The sequence below is a fragment of the Uniformispora flossi genome, from assembly GCF_049534875.1.
Lineage (GTDB): Bacteria > Actinomycetota > Actinomycetes > Streptomycetales > Streptomycetaceae > Yinghuangia > Yinghuangia aomiensis.
The window spans coordinates 133,268-152,448 of sequence record NZ_JBMULZ010000015.1 but is presented as its reverse complement, the minus strand read 5'-3'; the positions used below and the strand labels follow the sequence as shown (position 1 = coordinate 152,448).

Annotated in this window: 13 protein-coding genes and 1 pseudogene; 6 read left to right on the top strand and 8 right to left on the bottom strand. The window is 71.0% G+C overall.

What is annotated here, in order from left to right; genetic code table 11:
* Positions 1-102: 102 nt before the first annotated feature.
* The 4 genes from ACPA54_RS28235 to ACPA54_RS28220 all read right to left on the bottom strand — a co-directional run bounded on the left by ACPA54_RS28235 (position 103) and on the right by ACPA54_RS28220 (position 4,156).
* Entirely contained in the window at positions 103-1,479 is a 1,377-nt protein-coding gene (locus ACPA54_RS28235) for an NAD(P)/FAD-dependent oxidoreductase (protein WP_423534198.1), read from the bottom strand.
* Positions 1,476-2,132, bottom strand: a complete 657-nt coding sequence (locus ACPA54_RS28230) for a pyridoxamine 5'-phosphate oxidase family protein (protein WP_423534197.1) — start codon at positions 2,130-2,132, stop codon at positions 1,476-1,478. Before ACPA54_RS28230 ends, ACPA54_RS28235 begins: the two co-directional genes overlap by 4 nt.
* Before the next feature lie 153 nt (positions 2,133-2,285).
* Positions 2,286-3,680 (bottom strand): aspartate aminotransferase family protein, encoded by a 1,395-nt coding sequence (locus ACPA54_RS28225; RefSeq protein WP_423534196.1) that lies wholly within the window; start codon positions 3,678-3,680, stop codon positions 2,286-2,288.
* Positions 3,665-4,156 carry an Lrp/AsnC family transcriptional regulator gene (locus ACPA54_RS28220; RefSeq protein WP_345678346.1) on the bottom strand — a complete coding sequence of 164 codons (492 nt, stop codon included), beginning with the start codon at positions 4,154-4,156 and terminating at the stop codon, positions 3,665-3,667. The genes ACPA54_RS28225 and ACPA54_RS28220 overlap by 16 nt, the downstream gene beginning before the upstream one ends.
* A gap of 239 nt (positions 4,157-4,395) precedes the next feature.
* Between ACPA54_RS28220 and ACPA54_RS28215 the strand changes: the two genes are divergently transcribed.
* A complete protein-coding gene (locus tag ACPA54_RS28215) occupies positions 4,396-5,832 on the top strand; it encodes a gamma-aminobutyraldehyde dehydrogenase (RefSeq protein ID WP_423534195.1) in 1,437 nt (478 codons plus the stop codon).
* 323 nt (positions 5,833-6,155) lie between these two features.
* Complete coding sequence (locus ACPA54_RS28210; protein WP_423534194.1) at positions 6,156-7,367, top strand: polyamine ABC transporter substrate-binding protein; 1,212 nt, start codon at positions 6,156-6,158, stop codon at positions 7,365-7,367.
* On the opposite strand, the gene ACPA54_RS28205 is transcribed toward ACPA54_RS28210, so the two are convergent.
* Positions 7,354-8,610, bottom strand: coding sequence for a cation:proton antiporter (locus ACPA54_RS28205; protein ID WP_423534193.1), 1,257 nt, complete (start codon positions 8,608-8,610; stop codon positions 7,354-7,356). The genes ACPA54_RS28210 and ACPA54_RS28205 overlap by 14 nt on opposite strands.
* Positions 8,611-8,895: 285 nt before the next feature.
* Positions 8,896-9,777, bottom strand: a complete 882-nt coding sequence (locus ACPA54_RS28200) for an NAD(P)-dependent oxidoreductase (RefSeq protein WP_423534192.1) — start codon at positions 9,775-9,777, stop codon at positions 8,896-8,898.
* A gap of 113 nt (positions 9,778-9,890) precedes the next feature.
* Here ACPA54_RS28200 and ACPA54_RS28195 point away from each other — a divergent pair.
* Together ACPA54_RS28195 and ACPA54_RS28190 are read left to right on the top strand one after the other, a co-directional pair.
* Positions 9,891-10,264: pseudogene (locus ACPA54_RS28195) on the top strand (winged helix-turn-helix transcriptional regulator).
* A 286-nt stretch (positions 10,265-10,550) separates the two neighbouring features.
* Positions 10,551-11,750, top strand: coding sequence for a geranylgeranyl reductase family protein (locus ACPA54_RS28190; RefSeq protein ID WP_423534191.1), 1,200 nt, complete (start codon positions 10,551-10,553; stop codon positions 11,748-11,750).
* A 200-nt stretch (positions 11,751-11,950) separates the two neighbouring features.
* Here ACPA54_RS28190 and ACPA54_RS28185 read toward each other — a convergent pair whose 3' ends face one another.
* Positions 11,951-13,225 carry a hypothetical protein gene (locus ACPA54_RS28185; RefSeq protein ID WP_423534190.1) on the bottom strand — a complete coding sequence of 425 codons (1,275 nt, stop codon included), beginning with the start codon at positions 13,223-13,225 and terminating at the stop codon, positions 11,951-11,953.
* Between the two features lie 282 nt (positions 13,226-13,507).
* Here ACPA54_RS28185 and ACPA54_RS28180 point away from each other — a divergent pair, with 282 nt between their 5' ends.
* On the top strand, positions 13,508-15,580 hold the full coding sequence (locus ACPA54_RS28180) for a serine/threonine-protein kinase (RefSeq protein ID WP_423534189.1): 2,073 nt from the start codon (positions 13,508-13,510) through the stop codon (positions 15,578-15,580).
* Positions 15,581-15,623: 43 nt separating this feature from the next.
* On the opposite strand, the gene ACPA54_RS28175 is transcribed toward ACPA54_RS28180, so the two are convergent.
* Positions 15,624-17,237, bottom strand: a complete 1,614-nt coding sequence (locus ACPA54_RS28175; RefSeq protein ID WP_423534188.1) for a PucR family transcriptional regulator — start codon at positions 17,235-17,237, stop codon at positions 15,624-15,626.
* A gap of 396 nt (positions 17,238-17,633) precedes the next feature.
* Between ACPA54_RS28175 and ACPA54_RS28170 the strand changes: the two genes are divergently transcribed.
* Entirely contained in the window at positions 17,634-19,130 is a 1,497-nt protein-coding gene (locus ACPA54_RS28170; RefSeq protein ID WP_423534187.1) for a gamma-aminobutyraldehyde dehydrogenase, read from the top strand.
* Positions 19,131-19,181: the final 51 nt, after the last annotated feature.

Here is a 19,181-nt window from a genome sequence, read left to right as displayed (position 1 = left end):
TCACGGCGTCACGGCGTCACCGAATGCGGAACGTGCGACGGCGCGACAGGGGGATTCCCTTGCCGCGCCGTCGCACTACGGTCCCGTGACCGTTGCCGGGCCTCAGTGCCCGAGGAACCGTCCGAACGCGTGGGCGAGCTTCGAGTTCTTCTTGGTGCGGGCTTCCTCGCCGTCGGCCGCCGTCATGACGCGCAGGCCGATGTTGGTGCCGAGCCAGCGCAGCGGCTCCGGTTCCCAGCGCGGCGACCGGTGCTGCACCCACGGGAGGCGGGTCAGGTCGGTGTACCGGTCGCGGATCAGGTCGGCCAGGGTGCGGCCGGCCAGGTTGGTGGTGCCGACGCCGTCGCCGACGTAGCCGCCCGCCCAGGCGAGCTTGCGGTGCCGGTCGATGCCGCAGCTCGCGAACCAGTCGCGCGGGACGCCGAGTGCGCCGCCCCACTGGTGGCTGATCGGCACGTCCGCGGTGACCGGGAACAACTCGCGCAGCACGCGCCGCAGTTCGGCGAACACGTGGTCATCGCGGTCGTACTCGGGGCGGACCTTCGAGCCGTAGTGGTACGGCGCGCCGCGTCCGCCGAACGCCAGCCGCCCGTCGGAGGTCCGCTGCCCGTAGACGATCAGGTGCCGGAAGTCGCTGAACGTCTCCCGTTCGGCGAGCCCGATCTCGTCCCACATGTCCTGCGGGAGCGGCTCGGTGGCGATCATCAGCGAGTACACCGGTGCCAGGTCGCGGCGGAAGCCGGGGAGTTCCGGGGTGTAGCCCTCGGTGGCGCGGACCACGACGTCGGCGCGGACGGTGCCGTAGGGGGTGACCGCGGCGCCGTCGTCGATCAGGGTGACGGGGGTGCCTTCGTAGATCGCGACGCCGCGGCGTTCGACCGCCTCGGCGAGGCCGCGGGCCAGCTTGGCGGGCTGGATGGCGGCGGTGTGCGGGGTGTAGACGCCGCCGAGGACGTCGGCGGCGCCGACCCGGGCGCGGGCTTCGTCGGCGTCGAGGTAGCGGAAGTCCTCCTTGCCGAAGCCCCACGCGTGCTGGTCCTCGACCATGTCCCAGGCGCGGCGGGTCTGCACGTGGGTGCGGGCGAGGATGACCGTGCCGCCCTTGGTGTAGCCGCAGTCGATGCCCTCGGCTTCGACGACCCGGCCGACCTCGTCGACGGTGGCGTTCATGGCGCGCTGCTGGGCGATGGCCCGTTCGCGGGTGCTGGTGCGGGCGACCTTGGCGAGGCCGGCCGGGAACAGCGCGGAGCACCAGCCGCCGTTGCGGCCGGACGCGCCGAAGCCGGCGAATTCGCGTTCCAGGACGGCGATGCGCAGGCTCGGGTCGGCTTCGGCGAGGTAGTAGGCGGTCCACAGGCCGGTGTAGCCGGCGCCGACGATGGCCACGTCGACGTCGAGGTCGCCGGACAGGCGGGGCCGCGGCGTGACGTCCTCGTCGAGGGTGTCGAACCAGAGGGACAGATCGCGGTGGCCGGTCACCGGCGCCACGTCCTCACGTACTCGGGAACCGGCAGCTCGAAGCGCAGGTCCGGGGCGGGAATCGGATCGTAGAACGTCTCGCCGAGGGGGACCGTTCCGGCCCATATCGGGGTGTCGAGGTCGTCCGCGTCGTCGTCGGGGTGCCCGGCGGAGATCTTGACCGAGGTCTCGTCGAGGGGCAGCGCGAGGACCAGGGTGGCGGCGAGTTCCTTCGCCTTGTGGGTGCGCAGTTCGGCGCGGCGGCCCGGCAGGAGGTGGTCGGTGAGCGTGTCGAGCGCGGCCGTCTTGGCGTCGCCGTCGAGGACGTCACAGACGCCGAAGACCATCGCGCTGCGGTAGTTCATCGACGACTCGAACGCGGAGCGGGCCACCACGAGGCCGTCGAGAAGGGTGACGGTCAGGCACGTCGGGGCGCCCGCGGCGAGGCTGCGGAACAGGCGGCTGCCGGTGGAGCCGTGGATCAGGACGCGGTCGCCGTCGCGCGCGTAGGCGACGGGCAGCACGTAGGGCCGGCCCTGGTCGTCGCTCACCGCGACGTGCGCGACGAGGGCGGCGTCGAGCACGCGGTGCAGCACGTCGCGGTCGGTCACCGCCTTCTCGCCGAGGCGCCGGACGCGGGTGCGGTCGGTGGAACCGGGGGAGGGGAGTGCCACGGGACCTTCTCTCGGAAGCGCGGGTACGACTGTGCCGCCGGCGCGGCCCGCGAGGGGCGCGCCGGCGGCACAGTGTGAGGGTTCGTCAGTATTGCCGGGGAGTGCTGCGGACCGCGACGAAATACGCGGTCCTTGGACGAACCTCCGCGCGGATCAGAGCTTGGTCCACGCCTCGGTCAGCACCGAACGCAGGATCTGCTCGATCTCGTCGAACGTCGACTGGTCGGCGATCAGCGGCGGCGACAGCTGGATGACCGGGTCGCCGCGGTCGTCGGCGCGGCAGTACAGGCCGGCGTCGAACAGGGCCTTCGACAGGAAGCCGTAGAGGACGCGCTCGATCTCGTCGTCGTTGAAGGTCTCCTTGGAGGCCTTGTCCTTGACGAGTTCGATGCCGTAGAAGTACCCGTTGCCGCGGACGTCGCCGACGATCGGCAGGTCGAGCAGCTTCTGCAGGGTGGCCAGGAAGGCACCCTCGTTCTCGAGGACGTGCTTGTTCAGGCCCTCGCGCTCGAAGATGTCCAGGTTGGCCAGCGCCACCGCCGACGAGACCGGGTGGCCGCCGAAGGTGTAGCCGTGCAGGAACATCTCCTCGCCCTTGTAGAAGGGCTCGGCGAGGCGGTCGGAGACGATCATCGCGCCGATCGGGCTGTAGCCCGAGGTCATGCCCTTGGCGCAGGTGATGATGTCCGGCACGTAGCCGAACTTCTCGCAGCCGAACATGGTGCCCAGACGGCCGAAGGCGCAGATGACCTCGTCCGACACCATGAGGACGTCGTACTTGTCGCAGATCTCGCGGACCCGCTGGAAGTACCCGGGCGGCGGCGGGAAGCAGCCGCCGGCGTTCTGGACCGGCTCGAGGAAGACCGCGGCGACGGTCTCGGGGCCCTCGTTGAGGATCTCGTACTCGATCTGGTCGGCGGCCCAGCGGCCGAAGGCCTCCGGGGAACCGTCGGCGAGGAACTCCGGCGCGCGGTAGTGGTTGGTGTTCGGCACCCGGAAGGTGGACGGCACCAGCGGCTCGTACGGAGCCTTCAGGCCCGGCAGGCCGGTGATCGACAGGGCGCCCTGCGGCGTGCCGTGGTAAGCCGTGGTGCGGGAGAGCACCTTGTGCTTGGTCGGCATGCCCTTGAGCTTGAAGTAGTGCTTGGCGAGCTTCCAGGCGGACTCGACCGCCTCGCCGCCGCCGGTGGTGAAGAAGACCTTGTTGAGGTCGCCCGGCGCGTAGTTCGCCAGGCGCTCGGCCAGCTCGATGGCCTTCGGGTGGGCGTAGCTCCACACCGGGAAGAACGCCAGCTCTTCGGCCTGCTTGCGGGCCACCTCGGCCAGCTCGGCGCGGCCGTGACCCGCCTGGACGACGAAGAGGCCCGCGAGGCCGTCGATGTACTTGCGGCCGTTGGCGTCCCAGATGTTGACGCCGTCACCCTTGACGATCGTCGGAACGGGCGCGTTCTCGTACGACGACATGCGGGTGAAGTGCATCCACAGGTGGTCGTACGCCTTCTTCGAAAGGTTGGCGGTGTCGAGCTGTTCGGTCATCGAGTACCCCATGTGTAGGTCTGCTTCCGGAGCTTGAGGTAGACGAAGCTCTCGGTGCTCCGTACTCCGGGGATTGCTCGGATCCTCTTGTTGATGAGGTCGAGCAGGTGGTCGTCGTCCTCGCAGACCAATTCCGCGATGAGGTCGAAGGAGCCCGCGGTGATGACGACGTAATCAACCTCGTCCATCGTCGCAAGGATGTCCGCGACCGGCTCGATATCGCCCTCGACGCGCAGACCGACCATCGCCTGGCGGTGGAAGCCCACCGTGAGCGGGTCGGTGACCGCGACGATCTGCATGACGCCCTGGTCGAGCAGGCGCTGTACGCGTTGGCGCACCGCCGCCTCGGAGAGGCCCACGGCCTTCCCTATCGCGGCGTACGAGCGGCGTCCGTCCTCCTGGAGCTGCTCGATGATCGCCTTGGACACGGAGTCCAGCGATCCGCCGTTGTTCCTGTCTCGACTGGCCACGTCGTCACTCTGCCTCATGGATCGGGACTTCCGCAAGGGAATCCGTTGACTTCGGTCGTGATGGCAACTGATTCAGTTGTCCTGTCGGGGTCATGCTGATGATCCCGACAGATTTGGGGTTACTCTTGGCGCGAAGACGGCAGGTTCCGCGCGGGCGCGCGGAGCGACCACCCGGATACCGCAACGTCACGGCATCCTCCCGCGCCGTCCGGGCGGGCGTACGACCACTTCGGTGAAGTCCAGAGGAGACTGGGGACATGAGCGAACTGCGGACCCTGCGCAACTTCGTCGACGGCAAGTTCGTCGACGCGATCGACGGCCGGACCATGGACGTCGTGGACCCGGCCACCGGCGAGGTGTACGCCACCGCGCCTCTCTCCGGTGCCGACGACGTCGACGCGGCGATGGCCGCGGCCGCCAACGCCTTCGAGACCTGGCGGGACACCACCCCCGCCGAGCGGCAGCGCCTGCTGCTGAAGATCGCGGACGCCTTCGAGGCCCGCGCCGACGAGCTGGTCGCGGCCGAGTCCCGCAACACCGGCAAGCCCGTCGCGCTGACCGCCTCCGAAGAGGTGCCGCCGATGGTGGACCAGATCCGGTTCTTCGCGGGCGCCGCGCGGATGCTGGAGGGCAAGTCGGCGGGCGAGTACATGGCCGGCCACACGTCCTTCGTCCGGCGCGAGCCGGTCGGCGTCTGCGCCCAGGTCACCCCGTGGAACTACCCGATGATGATGGCGGTGTGGAAGTTCGCCCCGGCCATCGCCGCGGGCAACACCGTCGTCCTCAAGCCGTCGGACACGACCCCCGACTCGACCGTCCTGATGGCCGAGATCATGGGCGAGATCCTCCCGGCCGGCGTGTTCAACGTGGTCTGCGGCGACCGTGAGACCGGTGCCGCGATGGTCGCCCACAAGACCCCGGCGATGGCTTCCATCACCGGCTCCGTGCGGGCCGGCATGGCGGTCGCCGAGTCCGCCGCCAAGGACCTCAAGCGCGTCCACCTGGAGCTGGGCGGCAAGGCCCCCGTCGTCGTCTTCGCCGACGCCGACGTCCCGGCCGCGGCCGAGGGCATCGCGGGCGCCGGCTACTTCAACGCCGGCCAGGACTGCACCGCCGCCACCCGCGTCCTGGTGCACGAGGACGTCCACGACGACTTCGTCGCCGCCCTCGCCGCCGCCGCCAACGGCCTCAAGACGGCCGGCCCGGACGTCGAGGACGCGGACTTCGGCCCGGTCAACAACGCCAACCAGCTCGCCCACGTGGCCGGCTTCATCGAGCGCCTCCCGGCGCACGCCAAGATCGAGGCGGGCGGCCACCGGGTCGGCGAGAAGGGCTTCTTCTACGCCCCGACCGTCGTCTCCGGCCTGAAGCAGGACGACGAGATCATCCAGAAGGAGGTCTTCGGCCCGGTCATCACCGTGCAGAAGTTCTCCGACGAGGCCGAGGCGATCGCCAACGCCAACGGCGTCGAGTACGCCCTCGCGTCGTCCGTGTGGACCAAGGACCACGCCACCGCGATGCGCCTGGCCAAGAAGCTCGACTTCGGCTGTGTGTGGATCAACACCCACATCCCGCTGGTCGCCGAGATGCCGCACGGCGGCTTCAAGCACTCCGGCTACGGCAAGGACCTGTCGGCGTACGGGTTCGAGGACTACACGCGCATCAAGCACGTGATGTCGTTCATCGAGGGCTGAGCCTCCGGCTCCGACGGGGTGAGCCTCCGGCTCCGACGGGAGCCGACCTGCTTGTCGCGACGCCGCCCGGGCCTTGAGGGCCCGGGCGGCGTCGCCGTGTCCCGGCCGTGTCCCGGCCGTGTCCCGGCCGTGTCCCGGCCGTGTCCCGGCCGTATCCGGGGCCGGGACCAAGCTGTCAAGGCGGCCGCGTCACGGCTGACACCCTGCGTGTTGTTCCCCCTTTGCGCAGAGCGGCAGGATGCACCAGGCCCGGTGTGCCGTCTCCGCCGGGCCCGGCCCGCGCGACCCGCGAACGCCGCAGCACATCGAACGAGGAGCCCCGCATGATCCGCGACCGCGCCCTGCCCGCTTTGCGCATCGGCGGCCGGAGCGTCGACCGGCGGGCCTTCCTCCGCGGCGGCGGCGCGCTCGCCGCGGCCGGGACCCTCGCCGCGTGCGGTGTGCCGTCCGCCTACGTCGCCGAGGACAAGCGCACCGGCACCGACAAGAGCGCGACCGAGAAGCGCGTCCGCTTCTCCAACTGGGCGCTCTACATCGACGTCGACGAAGACGACGCCGAGAAGCACCCCACCCTCGACCAGTTCACCGACCAGACCGGCATATCGGTGAAGTACACCGAGGAGATCAACGACAACGACGAGTTCTTCGGCAAGATCCACCCGGCCATCCAGGCCGGCAAGGAGCCGGGCCGCGACCTCATCGTCATCTCCGACTGGATGTGCACCCGTTTCGTCGGCCTCGGCTGGGTCCAGAACCTCGACAAGGCCAACCTGCCGAACGTGCAGGCCAACCTCGCCGAGACGCTGCGCAGCCCCGGCTACGACCCGAACCGCGACCACACCGTGCCGTGGGCGTCCGGGATCACCGGCATCGCGTACAACAAGAAGCTCGTCGGCCGCGAACTGCGGCACGTGAGCGACCTGTGGGCAAAGGACCTCGCCGGGCGGGTGACGCTGTTCTCCGGGTTCATGGAGGCCGTGACGCTGCTCATGATCGGCGAGGGCGCGGACGTCACGACGTTCACCGAGAAGGACGTCGACACGGTCATGTCGCGCGTGCAGAAGCTCGTCGACCAGAAGCACATCCGCAGCTTCACCGGCAACGACTACACGTCCGGCCTGGCGTCCGGCGACGTGCTCGCGTGCATGGCCTACTCCGGCGACGTGCTGCAGCTCCAGCTCGACAACCCCGACATCGAGTTCGTGGTGCCCGAGGAAGGCGCCGAGCTGTGGTCGGAGAACCTGATGATCCCCAACAGGGCCTCGCACAAGGCCAACGCCGAAGCGCTGATGAACTTCTACTACGACCCGGAGGTCGCCGCCGAGCTGGCCGCGTCCGTGCAGTACATCTGCCCGGTGCCCGCGGCCCGCGAGATCCTCGCCAAGAACGAGGACAAGGAAATCGCGGAACTCGCCGAAAACGAGCTGATGTTCCCCAGCGACGAGACCCAGGCCCGGCTGCACACCATGCGCGAGGTCGGCGTGGACGAGAGCCGCGGGTGGGAGAAGACGTGGGGCGGGATCATCGGTCTCTGAGGATTTCGTCCTCGGGATCGTCCGTGTTCGCGCTCTCGCGTTGTCCCTCGTCGGCGCCGGGTGCGGCTTCCCGCCGCCCCAGCGCCAGCTGCGGAAAGATCAGTACGGAGAACATGCCGGCGCCGACCATCGCGGCCGCGGAGCCGGACAGCAGGTAGTCGTTCTCCACGGCGATGGTCGTGATCACCACGATCAGCGGCAGCGCGGTACTCGCGAAGAGCGCCAATTCGCGGCTCTCGGGAGCGAGTTCGCCGCGGCGTGCGGAGATGTACGTCGGTAGGCCGCGTACCGCGAGGAACAGCAGCAGGAAGACGGGGATCCGCGCCAGGAGACCGGGGTCGTGCAGGAGCGCGTCCAAGTCGAACTTGACGCCGCTCATCACGAAGAAGATCGGCACGAGAAACCCGAACGCGATCGCGTCCAACTTCGCCGACACCGTCTCGACGAGGCGTACGGGCGCGTCGGCCAGCGCCAGGCGCAGCACCAGGCCGGCGGTGAACGCGCCGATCAGGTTGTCCAGCTCCAGTCGGTCGGCGAACCAGACCAGCAGCACCATGACCAGCATCGCCAGGCGGATCGCGAGCTGCCCGCTGGAGTGCAGCGTCTTGACGACGAGCCGGTCCAGCCACCGCGGGTGGGGCTTGACCGCCAGCCACACGCACGCCGCGGCGAGCACGGCGAAGATCGCCAGCGCCGCCACGGTGGCCCCCGGATGGCGCCCGCTGAGCAGCAGCGCGATCGCCACGATCGGGGCGAACTCGCCGACGGTACCGATCGCCATGACCTGCGCGCCCAGTGGTGTCGGCAGCAGCCCTGCGTCCCGGATGATCGGTAGAAACGTGCCGAGCGCGGTCGTGGTGAGCGCCAGCCCGACGGAGATGCCCGTCGTCGACGGATCGTGAAACGGCAGCGTCATGGCCAACCCGGCCGCCAACCCCAGCCCGAGCGACACGAACCACACCGCGACCGCGCTCCGGAGCGGGGCTCCTTTGATCCGCGGCACGTCGATCTCGAACCCGGCCAGGAACATCAGCATGACCAGCCCGAAGTCCGACAACGCCACCAACGGCTGCCCGTCCGGCGCCACCCACCCGAACACCGCCGGCCCGGCCAGGATCCCGAACAGAATCTCCACCACCACCAACGGCACCCGCATCCTCCAACGCTCCAACCCGGCCCGCGCGATGGGCGCGAACGCAAGGAGCGCGACGACCACGACCAGGTCGGCGGTGTCGAGGGTCATGGCGGCTCCGTGGGTGGGCAACGGTTTGGGGCTGGGGGCGGGGCCTGAATGGTGGGGGCGTGGGGTGGGGGCGTGGGGGCGGGCAAGGCTGGGAGAGACGATGGAGAGAGCCGGGTAGGTCAGGGGCCAGGTGCGTTAGGTAGGGCGATTGGCGATCATATGGAATGAAATAGAAGAGAAGGTGATGGCGCGCCAGACCTGTCCGCGCGGGTTGGCCGTCTACCTCGGCCCGGCCCCGAGCCCGTTGCTCACGCCCGGCCCGGCGGCACGCCCCTCCCCCCGGCCTCAGCGGCGGAGCAGGTCGACCACGCCTGTGAGGTCTTCTCCGCCGTTGCCCTCGGCCAGTCGGCGGCGCATCAACTCGAAGTAAGGGGTCAGGAGTTCGGGGCTGACACCTTGCTCCTCGGCGGTGGTCAGGAAGGTGGGGGTGCCGGCCACCTGCATGGCGAGGTTGGAGACGACGTCCTTGGTGTAGTCGCCGCTGCGCAGTTGCTCGGCCGTCTGGTGCACTCCCGGCGCCATAGCCGTGATCCAGTCCGCGAGCAGTGGGGCGAACGCGACCGGGTCGATGTCTTCCCTGCGGATCAGGGCGAAGGCGTGTGCGGCCCCGGCGAACATGCCGTACATGGCACTCAACAGGGCCACGTCGTGCAGGGCCGCGAATCCGGCGTCCTCGCCGACGTAGTTGGTGCCCGCCGGGACGGCGAGGGTTCCGCGGTGCTGGTCGAACAGTGCGCGCGAGCCGCTGTAGAAGACGTAGCCGCCCGCCTTCGGGATGCCGATCATCGGCGGGACAGCCATGATGCCGCCGTCCAGGTAGCGCGCACCACGCTCGCGCGCCCACTCGGTACGGGTGCGGGCCTGGGCGGGTGTCGATGTCGTGAGGTTGACGAGGTCCTTGCCGGCCAAGCCCACTCCGGCCAGGGCTTCTTCGACCGAGGCGTCGTCGAGCAGGCAGACGACGACGAGGGCGCCGGCGGCCACCGCCTCGTCGGCGGTGGCCGCGGCGTGTGCGCCCTCGGCGGTGAGCGTCCCGGTGCGGGCCGGTGTGCGATTCCAGACGGTGAGCGGATGGCCGGCGGCGAGCCAGGCACGGCCCAGAGCGGTGCCCATCGCGCCGAGGCCGAGCAGGGTGACGGGGGGCTTGGCGACGGTGTTCGGTGTCATGCGGACAAGGCTTCTCGGCGGCCGGAAGATGATCAGGTACGCACTTCGGAGTGGGTGGTTACCCTGTGGTGAGCGTGCAGGTCGGAGGGCCGTGACGGTTCAGGAGGACGGACATGACGACGCTGAACTGGCCGGCCGCGAGCGCCGGACACGTCTGCGGCATCGACACCGCGATGGAGGTGATCGGCGGCAAGTGGAAGGTGCTGATCCTCTGGGCGCTGCACGAACACCCTGCCGCCGCTTCGGCGAACTGCGCCGCCTGGTCCCGGGCATCACGGAAAAGGTGCTGGCCTCCCACCTTCGGGAGATGGAAGCGGACGGGATCGTGCGCCGGGTCTCGTACGACGAGGTGCCGCCCCGCGTCGAGTACTCGCTGACCGACGACGGCGTGTACCTCAACGACGCGCTCGCGCCCCTTGCGGCCTGGGGGCGCGAACGCGCGAACCGGCCGCGGGCGGAGGACGCTGCGGGCGGGGATCCCCGCTGAACGTGCCCGATCGACGGCGGCCGACAGAATCACTGTGGCGCCATCTGCGCCCGTTAAGCCCGAAGCCCGGCAGGCACGCCATCTTCGAGGTCCCGGCGCAGGGGGCTCCCGTGCTGGCGCCTGCGTGCGTGGACGTCGGTGCGGGCCGGCAACCCACGTTCCGGTGCCGGTCGGTAGTTGGCGTCCACACCGCGCATGTGCCGGAGCGTCGCCACACCGACGTGCCCCGGCGTTCCATCCCCGGCATGGCCGGATCCTCGCTACCCCGCCACTAGGCTTCTGCCCTATGACCACCACCCCTCTTCCCCCGTCCTCCGAGCCTCTTCGTGGTGAGGGTGGGTGGGATGTCGTCGTCATTGGGGCGGGGCCGTCGGGGGCTTCGGCGGCGTTGGCGGCGGCTGAAGCCGGATGCCGGACGTTGCTGGTGGAGAAGGCTGTGCTGCCGCGGTACAAGACGTGCGGCGGGGGGATCATCGGGCCGTCGGCTCAGGCGTTGCCTGCCGGGTTCCGGCTGCCGGCGAAGGACCACGTCAAGGCGGTCACGTTCACCATGGACGGGCGGTGGTCGCGGACTCGGCGGGCGCGGCGTGGGGCACCGGTGTTCTCGTTGGTGAACCGACCCGAGTTGGATGCCGCGCTCGTCGACGAGGCACGGAAGGCCGGGGCCGAGGTGCTGGAGGACACCACGGTGCAGCGGCTGGAGCAGGACGCGGACGGGGTCGTGGTGACGCTCGTCGGCGGCGAGACGCTGCGGGCGCGTGCGGTGGTGGGGGCGGACGGGACGGGGCGCACGAGCACGTACGTCGGCGTCGTCTTCGACCAGGTCGACCTCGGCCTCGAAGCGGAGATCCCCGTGCCGACCGAGGTGGCCGCGCACTGGCGCGGCCGGGTGCTCATCGACTGGGGGCCGGTGGCCGGTTCGTACGCCTGGGTCTTCCCGAAGGGCGACACGCTGACCGTCGGGGTCATCTGCGCCCGCGGCAACGGCGAGGCCACGCGGGCGTATCTGCGGGACTTCGTGGCGCGGCTCGGCCTCGCCGGTTTTCGGCCGTCGGTGTCGTCGGGGCATCTCACCCGGTGCCGGGCGGACGGGTCGCCGTTGTCCCGTGGGCGCGTGCTGGTCGCGGGTGACGCGGCCGGGCTGTTGGAACCCTGGACACGCGAAGGGATTTCGTTCGCGCTGCGGTCCGGTCGGGCCGCGGGGGAAGCCGCGGCGGCGGTGGCAGCCGCGGCCGACGACGCGGGGGTGGCCGACGCGGCGGAGGTATACCGCGCGGGCATCGAGGCGACGCTCGGACGCGAGATGCGTGCCGGGCGCATCATGCTGGCCGCGTTCGCGCGGCGCCCGAAGGTGTTCCACACCGCGGTGACGCTGGTGCCGAAGGCCTGGGGCGCGTTCGAGCGGATAGTGCGCGGTGACCGGACGCTGGCGGATTACGTCGATCGCCGCTCGATCCGCCGTTCCTTGGAGCGACTCGCCCGCTGAGGCACCGATTCCCAGGCCCAGCGGCCACACCCCACGTCCCCGCATGCGCGGACCACGCCGAATCGCGCCCAGTGGCACGAGTCCTGGCGCGGCCGACCAGCCGACTCCGGCGACCCTCCGCCGCCACCCCCCCCACACGCGGAACGGGCCGCCGGATCCCCGGCGGCCCGTCCTCACCACGGCGTCGTGCGCCGCCGCGCTCACGCCTCCACGTCGCGACGCCTCCGCATCCGGGTGAAGCCGACCATCGCGGTGCCCAGGATCAGCAGGCCCAGCGCCCCGCCTGCCATCGACAGGCCCCACGGGACGAAGCCGGTCTTCGGCAGGCTGCCGGAGGTGCCGGAGCCGCCGGTGTCGGTCGAGCCGCCACCTGAGCCCCCGCCGACCGCATTGGGCCCGTTGCCCCCGTTGCCGCCGCCGGCCGCGCCACCCGATCCGGCTCCCGAACCGCCGCCAGAGCCGCCGCCGGAGCCGCCGGAGTTGCCTCCGGTTCCCGGAGCGATGCTGAAGCCGATGACGTTCGGATCGTTGCTGCCGAACGCCAGGCGCAGCGGGCCGTCCTGGCCGAGGACCACGTCGAGGTTCGTCGCGCCCTGCGGGACCACGACGACGCAGAACGTGGAGATCAACGCGTCGTCCTCGAGCGGCAGCCGGACCGCGGCGCGGGCCGCGCGGGGTTCGTCCGCGCGGATGGCCGGGGCGTACTGCACCTTCGCCGTCCACGACCGCTGTTCGCCCGGCTTCAGCTCGGGCAGGGTGCAGCGGAACGACGTGCCCCAGGCGCTGCTCAGCGGCTTGGCGGGCACACAGCCGGGCACGTCCAGGATCTTCAGCTCGTTGGTGCTGAACGCGTAGACGTCGCGCGCCGGTTGGATGCGCTCGGTGCTGTTGCCGACGGTGAACGGGATCGATCCGATGCCCGTGGTGCCGTCGAAGGTGATCTGCCGGGAGATGCCGACGCCGTACGTGTGCGGCTGGCCGGACGGGGTCGGTGACCCCGAACCGCCCGTCCCTGTCGGCGACTTGCTGGGTGTAGGCGAGGACGTCGCCCTGGACGGGCTCCCCGACGGACTGGCGGGCGGACTGGCGGACGGGCTCGCCGAAGGCGACCCGCTCTTGGTTGGCCTCGTCGTCGACGGCTTCGGCGAACCGGACGACTCACCGCCCCCGGTCGTGGACGGCGAAGCCGACGGCGACCGCGACGAAGACGGTGACCCGCCATGCCCCGGCTTCGACGTCGACGCGGTCGCCGACGGCGACCCGCCGTGCCCCGGATGCCCGCCGGACCCTTCGCCGGATCCCTCGCCGGACCCTTCGTGGCCGCCGGAGCCCTCCCCTCCGGCGCCGATGCTCACCGAGACCCCGACCCCGACCCCGGTCGTCGACCGCCCGCCGGACGTCGACGGGGCGCCGAGCGCGAGCCCGGCCTGCAGGGTCAGCGCCAAACCGATCGGGAAAGCGACAATAACTGCCACCTTTCGACCGTTTTCCGATCGGATCGGCAAAGCAAGCGATCGAAAAAGTGATTGTGCCCGCAATGATCGAAGTGTGCGTGGGATGTCCACGCGCAGCCCCCTCCGTGAAATGGCCGGATGACCGATCCTGGAATGTGATCCTTTTATCGCCGGTCATTATCCGTCGGCCGTGTCGCCTTGTTTTACCATGGACCGCCGGAAATTCTGACGGGGTTCCCAGGGTGTGCCTTCACCCGATCGAGGGTCGATCGCGGGGCCGCTTCCGGGGGCTGGGGGTGGGCGATGCCGGGCGGGTGGGCGAGCGGTGAGGGCGGGCATGTGGTCGGTGGCCGATATCGGCTGGTGGGGGTTATCGGCAGTGGCGGCATGGGCACCGTGTGGCGGGCCCACGACGAGCTGCTCGACCGGCCGGTTGCTGCTAAAGTCCTGAATATCAGTTTCGGCCACGGGGTCGAGGATCAAAATCGCCGCGAGCGGTCGCTGCGGGAAGCGCGCGCCACCGCGCGAATTAATCATCCGAATGTCGTGCGGGTGTACGACTATGTCGAGGACGACGACCGCCTGTGGATCGTCATGGAACTGCTCGACGCTCGTTCCCTCGACACCGTGCTCGCCGAGGACGGCCCGCTCACCCCGCGCGACGCCGCCGCGATCGGCGTGCAGATCGCCCGCGCGCTGCGCACCGTGCACCAGCACGGCGTCCTGCACCGCGACGTGAAGCCGGGCAACGTGCTGATCGAAGCCGACGGCCATGCCGTGCTCACCGACTTCGGCATCGCCGCGCTGGAAGGCACCAGCGGGCTGACCGGCACCGGCGCCATCGTCGGATCGCCGGAGTTCATGGCGCCCGAGCGCATCGAGAGTGACGACGCCGGACCGGCCTCCGACCTGTGGTCGCTCGGCGTGACGTTGTGCGCGGCGGTGACCGGGAGTTCGCCGTTCCGCCGGTCGACCCCGGTCGCGACGCTCGCCGCCATCGTCATCGCGAAACCCGAAGTGCCACCGGAGACCGGCCCGATGGAGCCGCTGATCCGCGCGTTGTTCGGCCGCGACCCGGAGACGCGTCCGGTGGCTGCCGAGGTGATGGCCGCCCTCGAAGCCGTGCTGTCCGAGGACGCCCGCCGACATGCGGTCGATCCGACCGTGGAAGTCGCCGCACCGACCGGAAGCCCGACGGGCAGCCCGACCGGGAGCCCCGCCGGCCCCCCGCCCGGCCGCTTGATGCCCGACGCGCCGCTGCCCGAAGTCCCGAGCACCGGCGGGGTGCCGGGCATCGTGGCCGCCGCCACCGAAGTCGTGTCGTTCGGCGGCGCGGGCGCCGCATCCCAGGTTCCGGCCGGGGCCGCGCCCGGTGCGGTCGACACCCCAGGGGCGAACCGCGAGACCTCCGGAGTGTTCGACGCCGATGCCACGGTCAGCGCGGCCGCGGCGCCGACCGACGTGCTGCCGCGGGTTCCCGCACCGCCGCCGAGCGGCACCGGGACGAGCGGTGGTACCGGGACGAGCGGACCGGGCGCCACGAAGCCACTCACGTCCGCCGGTCTCCCGGACGGCGGATCACCCGGCGGACCCGACTCCGGACCGGGCGCCGACCCGGGCACCGACCCGGGCCGCAGCGGACCCGGCCGCCCCGCCCCCGCGTGGTGGCGCCGCCGTATCGTGGTGCTGCCCGCCGCGGCGTCGGCCGTCGCGGCGATCATCGTCACCGCGGTCCTGCTGTCGGGTGGCGACGGGAAGAAAAACGACGCCGGAAAGTCGGCGAGCCCGGTCCCGACGAACGTCGCACCGGCCACCGCGGCGACGAACCCGCCCCCGACCAAAGCGGCTTCGGCCACGCCGACATCGCCCGCGTACCCGGCGGCGGCAGCCTCCGCCGCCCCGGCCGGGACACCGGTGAACACCGTCACCGAGAGCGGCCGCTTCTCGTGGCCCGTCCCGCAGGGCTGGAAGCGCAACGAACAGGACCAGACCGTCGGCTACACCGACCCCGCGGGCCGCACGACGCTGTACGCGCGCACCGCGTTCCAGCAGACCAACGACCTGCTCGGCGTCTGGCGCGACCGCGAGGGCAAGGCCACCGCGGTGCTGGCCGACTACAAGCGCGTGCTGTTCGAGGAACGCACCATCCGCGGGCAGCGCGGCGTGGTGTGGGAGTCGACGTGGACCGAGGCGGGTGTGGCCCGTCATGCGATCCTCGCCGCCTACATCGCGAACGGCGTGTACGTCGAGGTGGACGTCTTCGCCGACGAAAGCACCTGGCAGCGCGACGAACCCCTGTTCCAGTGGGCGCTGCAGAGCATCACGCCCGCCGGCAGCGGAGGGAACGCGGGGAACGGTCCGACCCAGGCGGCCTGAAACCCACGAGCGAAGGGGGCGGCCCACCCGCCGCCCCCACTCCTCACCGCCGCAGCGCCTCCAGCCCCAGCAACGCCACATGCAGCGACAGGCAGCTCTCCACCTGGTCGAGGTCCACGGCCAGCACCCGTTCGATCCGGTGCAGCCGTTCGTAGAACGACGGCCGTGACAGGTGCGCCGCATCCGCGGCCGCCGACTTGTTGCGGCCGTTTTCCAGGTACACGCCGAGCATCTGCACCAACTGCGTGCCGTGCTGCGCGTCGTAGGCCAGCAGCGGGCCCAACTCGCGTTCCACATAAGTCTGCAGCCGTGCGTCGTCGCGCAACAGGTGCAGCAGGCCGCGCAGCCGCACGTCGGGCAGCCGGTAGAACGGCGCGCCGCCGCCCTGGTGCAGCGCGGCGTCGGCGACCTGGGTGGCTTCCAGCAGCGACCGGCGGGCGTCGCGGACCGCGCCGACCGACGAGCCGACCGCGATGACGATGTCGGCGGCGAAGTCCGGAGCCAGCTTGCGCAGCGCGGCCGAGAAGCCCTCCAGCGCGGCGTCTTCGGTGTCCTGGGCGCCCAGCGCTATCAGTAGCCCGACGCTGTCGTCGTCAAGGCCGCCCACCAGGGCCTGGACCCGGCGTTCGCGGACCGCGGCCGCCGCGGTCTCGGTGAAGTCCCGCAGCCGGGCCTGCGATTCGAGGGCCGCGGGGGTGACGCCGCGGCGCAGCCGCAGCACCACGCCGACCAGGCGGCGGCCTTCCAGGTTCACGCCCAACGCGCGGGCGCGCAACGTGACTTCGGCGACGGTGTAGGAGTGCGTGAGGATGCCGGACAGCAGGGTGCGGTGGGTCTGGCGTTCGAGGCTTTCGCGGTCGCGCACCACGAGCCGGTTGAGGGCGAGGGTGGAGGCGGCGCGTTCCAGGAGCATGCTCTGCTGCTGCGGGGGAGCGGTGCCTTCGCCGACCAGGATCAGCCGGCCCCAGTCGTGGCCGCGGGCGCCGACCATGGTGACCAGCCAGCCGGTGCGGTCGTCGAAGCCGGTCCGGGAGGCGAGGCGGACCTGCCGGGAGCGGTTCTCCCAGTGCTCGAGCAGCGATTCCGGGCGCATGCCGGCGGCGTCGTAGGCGAGGACCTGGTGGGCGAGGTTCTCCAGCACGACCGGGCGGCCGGACATGCGGGACGCCTGCCGGACCACGTCGGCCGGCTCGGCGCCCTCGACGGCCAGCTCGTTGAACGCCTGGTGCACCGCCTCGGAGGCCTGGAGTTCGGCGAGCTGCGCGTCGATGATCAGGCCGTGCACGGCCTCGGTGATGCCGACGAAGTGCGTCTCGTGGCGGAGCGTGACCACCGGGAGGCCGGCCTGCTCGGCGGCGGCGACCAGGGCGCGCGGCAACTGGTCGGCGTACCGGCGGCCCAGCTCGATGACCAGGCCCGCGGCGTCGACCTGGGCGAGGTCGCGGACGTAGCGTTGGAGGCCCTCGCGGTCCTCCGGCAGGGCGATACCGGTGGCCAGGATCAACTCGCCGCCGCGGAGCAGCTTGGCGGCGTCCGGCAGCTCGCTGATGTGCACCCAGCGCACCGGCCGGGACAGGCCGCGTTCACCGGCGACGACCTGGGGCATGCCGCGGCGGACGGCATCGAGCGCGACGACGTCGGCGACCGTGGGAAACACCTGTACTACCTCCGCAAACTGTAAATGCGCAGGGGCGCACCACTTCCATGGTGGCAGGTTTCTCGGGGATACCCGGCACCCGCCCTACGTGTCCCCGCTACCGCAAATCCGGCACCCCGGCCTTCCGATGTGTAAATCTGCCCGGCCCTGGCCTGTCGCCGTGGCAGTTGCGGCACCGGGTGCCGGGGAGGCATCGTCCTACGCTGACGCGGAACACGTGCCGATCCGATGGATCCATCAGCCAGAATGGCATCAGACGACGGAATCCATCGAGCAAGGCGGTCGATTCTGAGGAGACCATCCGTCCAGGTGGTCCAGGATCGCGCCGGGTTGGGCTGTTAAGACCGGCCCCTGCCGGATTCGCGCACGGAGTCAACCGAGCCTCTGGAGGGCCGCATGCAGGACTTCGCCGAAGGTCACCAGTTCATTGGGGGCCGGTTGCGGCCCGGATCGTCCGGCGAGACGTTCGACGTGACCAACCCGGCCAACGGGCAGGTCGTCGAATCCGTCACGCTCGCGAACACCGCGGACGTCGACAGCGCCGTTGCGGCCGCTACGAACGCGTTCCCAGAGTGGTCCCGGGCCACCCCGGCGGACCGCGCGGGCGCCCTCAACCGCCTCGCCGCGATCCTCGAAGAGCGCGCCGCCGAGTTCGCCGCCGTCGAGACCGCGCAGGCCGGCAAGCCGATCCGGCTCACCACCGAGTTCGACGTGCCCGGCACGATCGACAACGTCTCCTACTTCGCGGGCGCCGCGCGCAACCTCGAAGGCAAGGCCTCCGCCGAGTACAGCGCCGACCACACCTCGGCGGTCCGCCGCGAGGCGATCGGCGTCGTCGGCTCGATCGCGCCGTGGAACTACCCGCTGCAGATGGCCGCCTGGAAGATCCTCCCGGCCATCGCCGCGGGCAACACGATCGTCCTGAAGCCGGCCGAGATCACCCCGCTGACCTCGCTGATGTTCGCCCAGGCGTGCGCCGACGCGGGCATGCCCGACGGCGTCGTCAACGTGGTCACCGGCAAGGGCCGCACCGTCGGCGAGTACCTCATGGCGCACCGGGACGTGTCCATGATCTCGTTCACCGGCTCCACCGGGGTCGGCAAGCGCGTCGCCGAGGTCGCCATCCAGACCGTCAAGCGCATGCACCTCGAACTGGGCGGCAAGGCCCCGTTCGTGGTCTTCGACGACGCCGACCTGGACGCCGCGGTCCACGGCGCCGTCGCCGCGTCGCTCATCAACAGCGGCCAGGACTGCACCGCGGCCACCCGCGCCTACGTGCAGCGCCCGCTCTTCGACCGCTTCGTCGAGGGCGTCGCCGACCTGTACGCCGCCGTCCGCCACGGCGACACCATGGACCCCTCCACCGACAACGGCCCGCTGGTCTCGCGCCGCCAGCAGGAGTCCGTCGCCGGCTTCGTGGACCGCGCCCGCGGCTACGGCGCCAAGATCGTGGTGGGCGGCGAGGCCCCCGGCGGGGCCCTCGCCGACGGCGCCTTCTACCGCCCCACGCTGGTCACCGGCGTGGCCCAGGACGCGGAGATCGTCCAGGACGAGATCTTCGGCCCGGTGCTCGTCGTGCTGCCGTTCGACAGCGACGAAGAGGGCATCCGCCTCGCCAACGACACCCCGTACGGCCTCGCGGCCTCCGCGTGGACGCGGGACGTGTTCCGGGCCGGACGTGCCACCCGCGAGATCCAGGCCGGCTGCGTCTGGGTCAACGACCACATCCCGATCATCAGCGACATGCCGCACGGCGGCTACAAGGCCTCCGGCTTCGGCAAGGACATGTCGCAGTACTCGTTCGACGAGTACACCAACATCAAGCACGTGATGTACGACATCACCGCGGTTGCCGAGAAGGACTGGCACCGCACGATCTTCGGAGACCGGTAATCGTCCGTTTGCGCCGCTGATACGCCCGGCCGGGCCGGCCGGGCGTGCCAC

What these genes read in the sequence shown, in the direction of transcription:
- ACPA54_RS28200 (WP_423534192.1), bottom strand. Translation starts at nt 9,777, where the DNA reads ATGACACCGAACACCGTCGCCAAGCCCCCCGTCACCCTGCTCGGCCTC.
- ACPA54_RS28205 (WP_423534193.1), bottom strand. Translation starts at nt 8,610, where the DNA reads ATGACCCTCGACACCGCCGACCTGGTCGTGGTCGTCGCGCTCCTTGCG.
- ACPA54_RS28180 (WP_423534189.1), top strand. Translation starts at nt 13,508, where the DNA reads ATGCCGGGCGGGTGGGCGAGCGGTGAGGGCGGGCATGTGGTCGGTGGC.
- ACPA54_RS28190 (WP_423534191.1), top strand. Translation starts at nt 10,551, where the DNA reads ATGACCACCACCCCTCTTCCCCCGTCCTCCGAGCCTCTTCGTGGTGAG.
- ACPA54_RS28215 (WP_423534195.1), top strand. Translation starts at nt 4,396, where the DNA reads ATGAGCGAACTGCGGACCCTGCGCAACTTCGTCGACGGCAAGTTCGTC.
- ACPA54_RS28210 (WP_423534194.1), top strand. Translation starts at nt 6,156, where the DNA reads ATGATCCGCGACCGCGCCCTGCCCGCTTTGCGCATCGGCGGCCGGAGC.
- ACPA54_RS28225 (WP_423534196.1), bottom strand. Translation starts at nt 3,680, where the DNA reads ATGGGGTACTCGATGACCGAACAGCTCGACACCGCCAACCTTTCGAAG.
- ACPA54_RS28170 (WP_423534187.1), top strand. Translation starts at nt 17,634, where the DNA reads ATGCAGGACTTCGCCGAAGGTCACCAGTTCATTGGGGGCCGGTTGCGG.
- ACPA54_RS28220 (WP_345678346.1), bottom strand. Translation starts at nt 4,156, where the DNA reads ATGAGGCAGAGTGACGACGTGGCCAGTCGAGACAGGAACAACGGCGGA.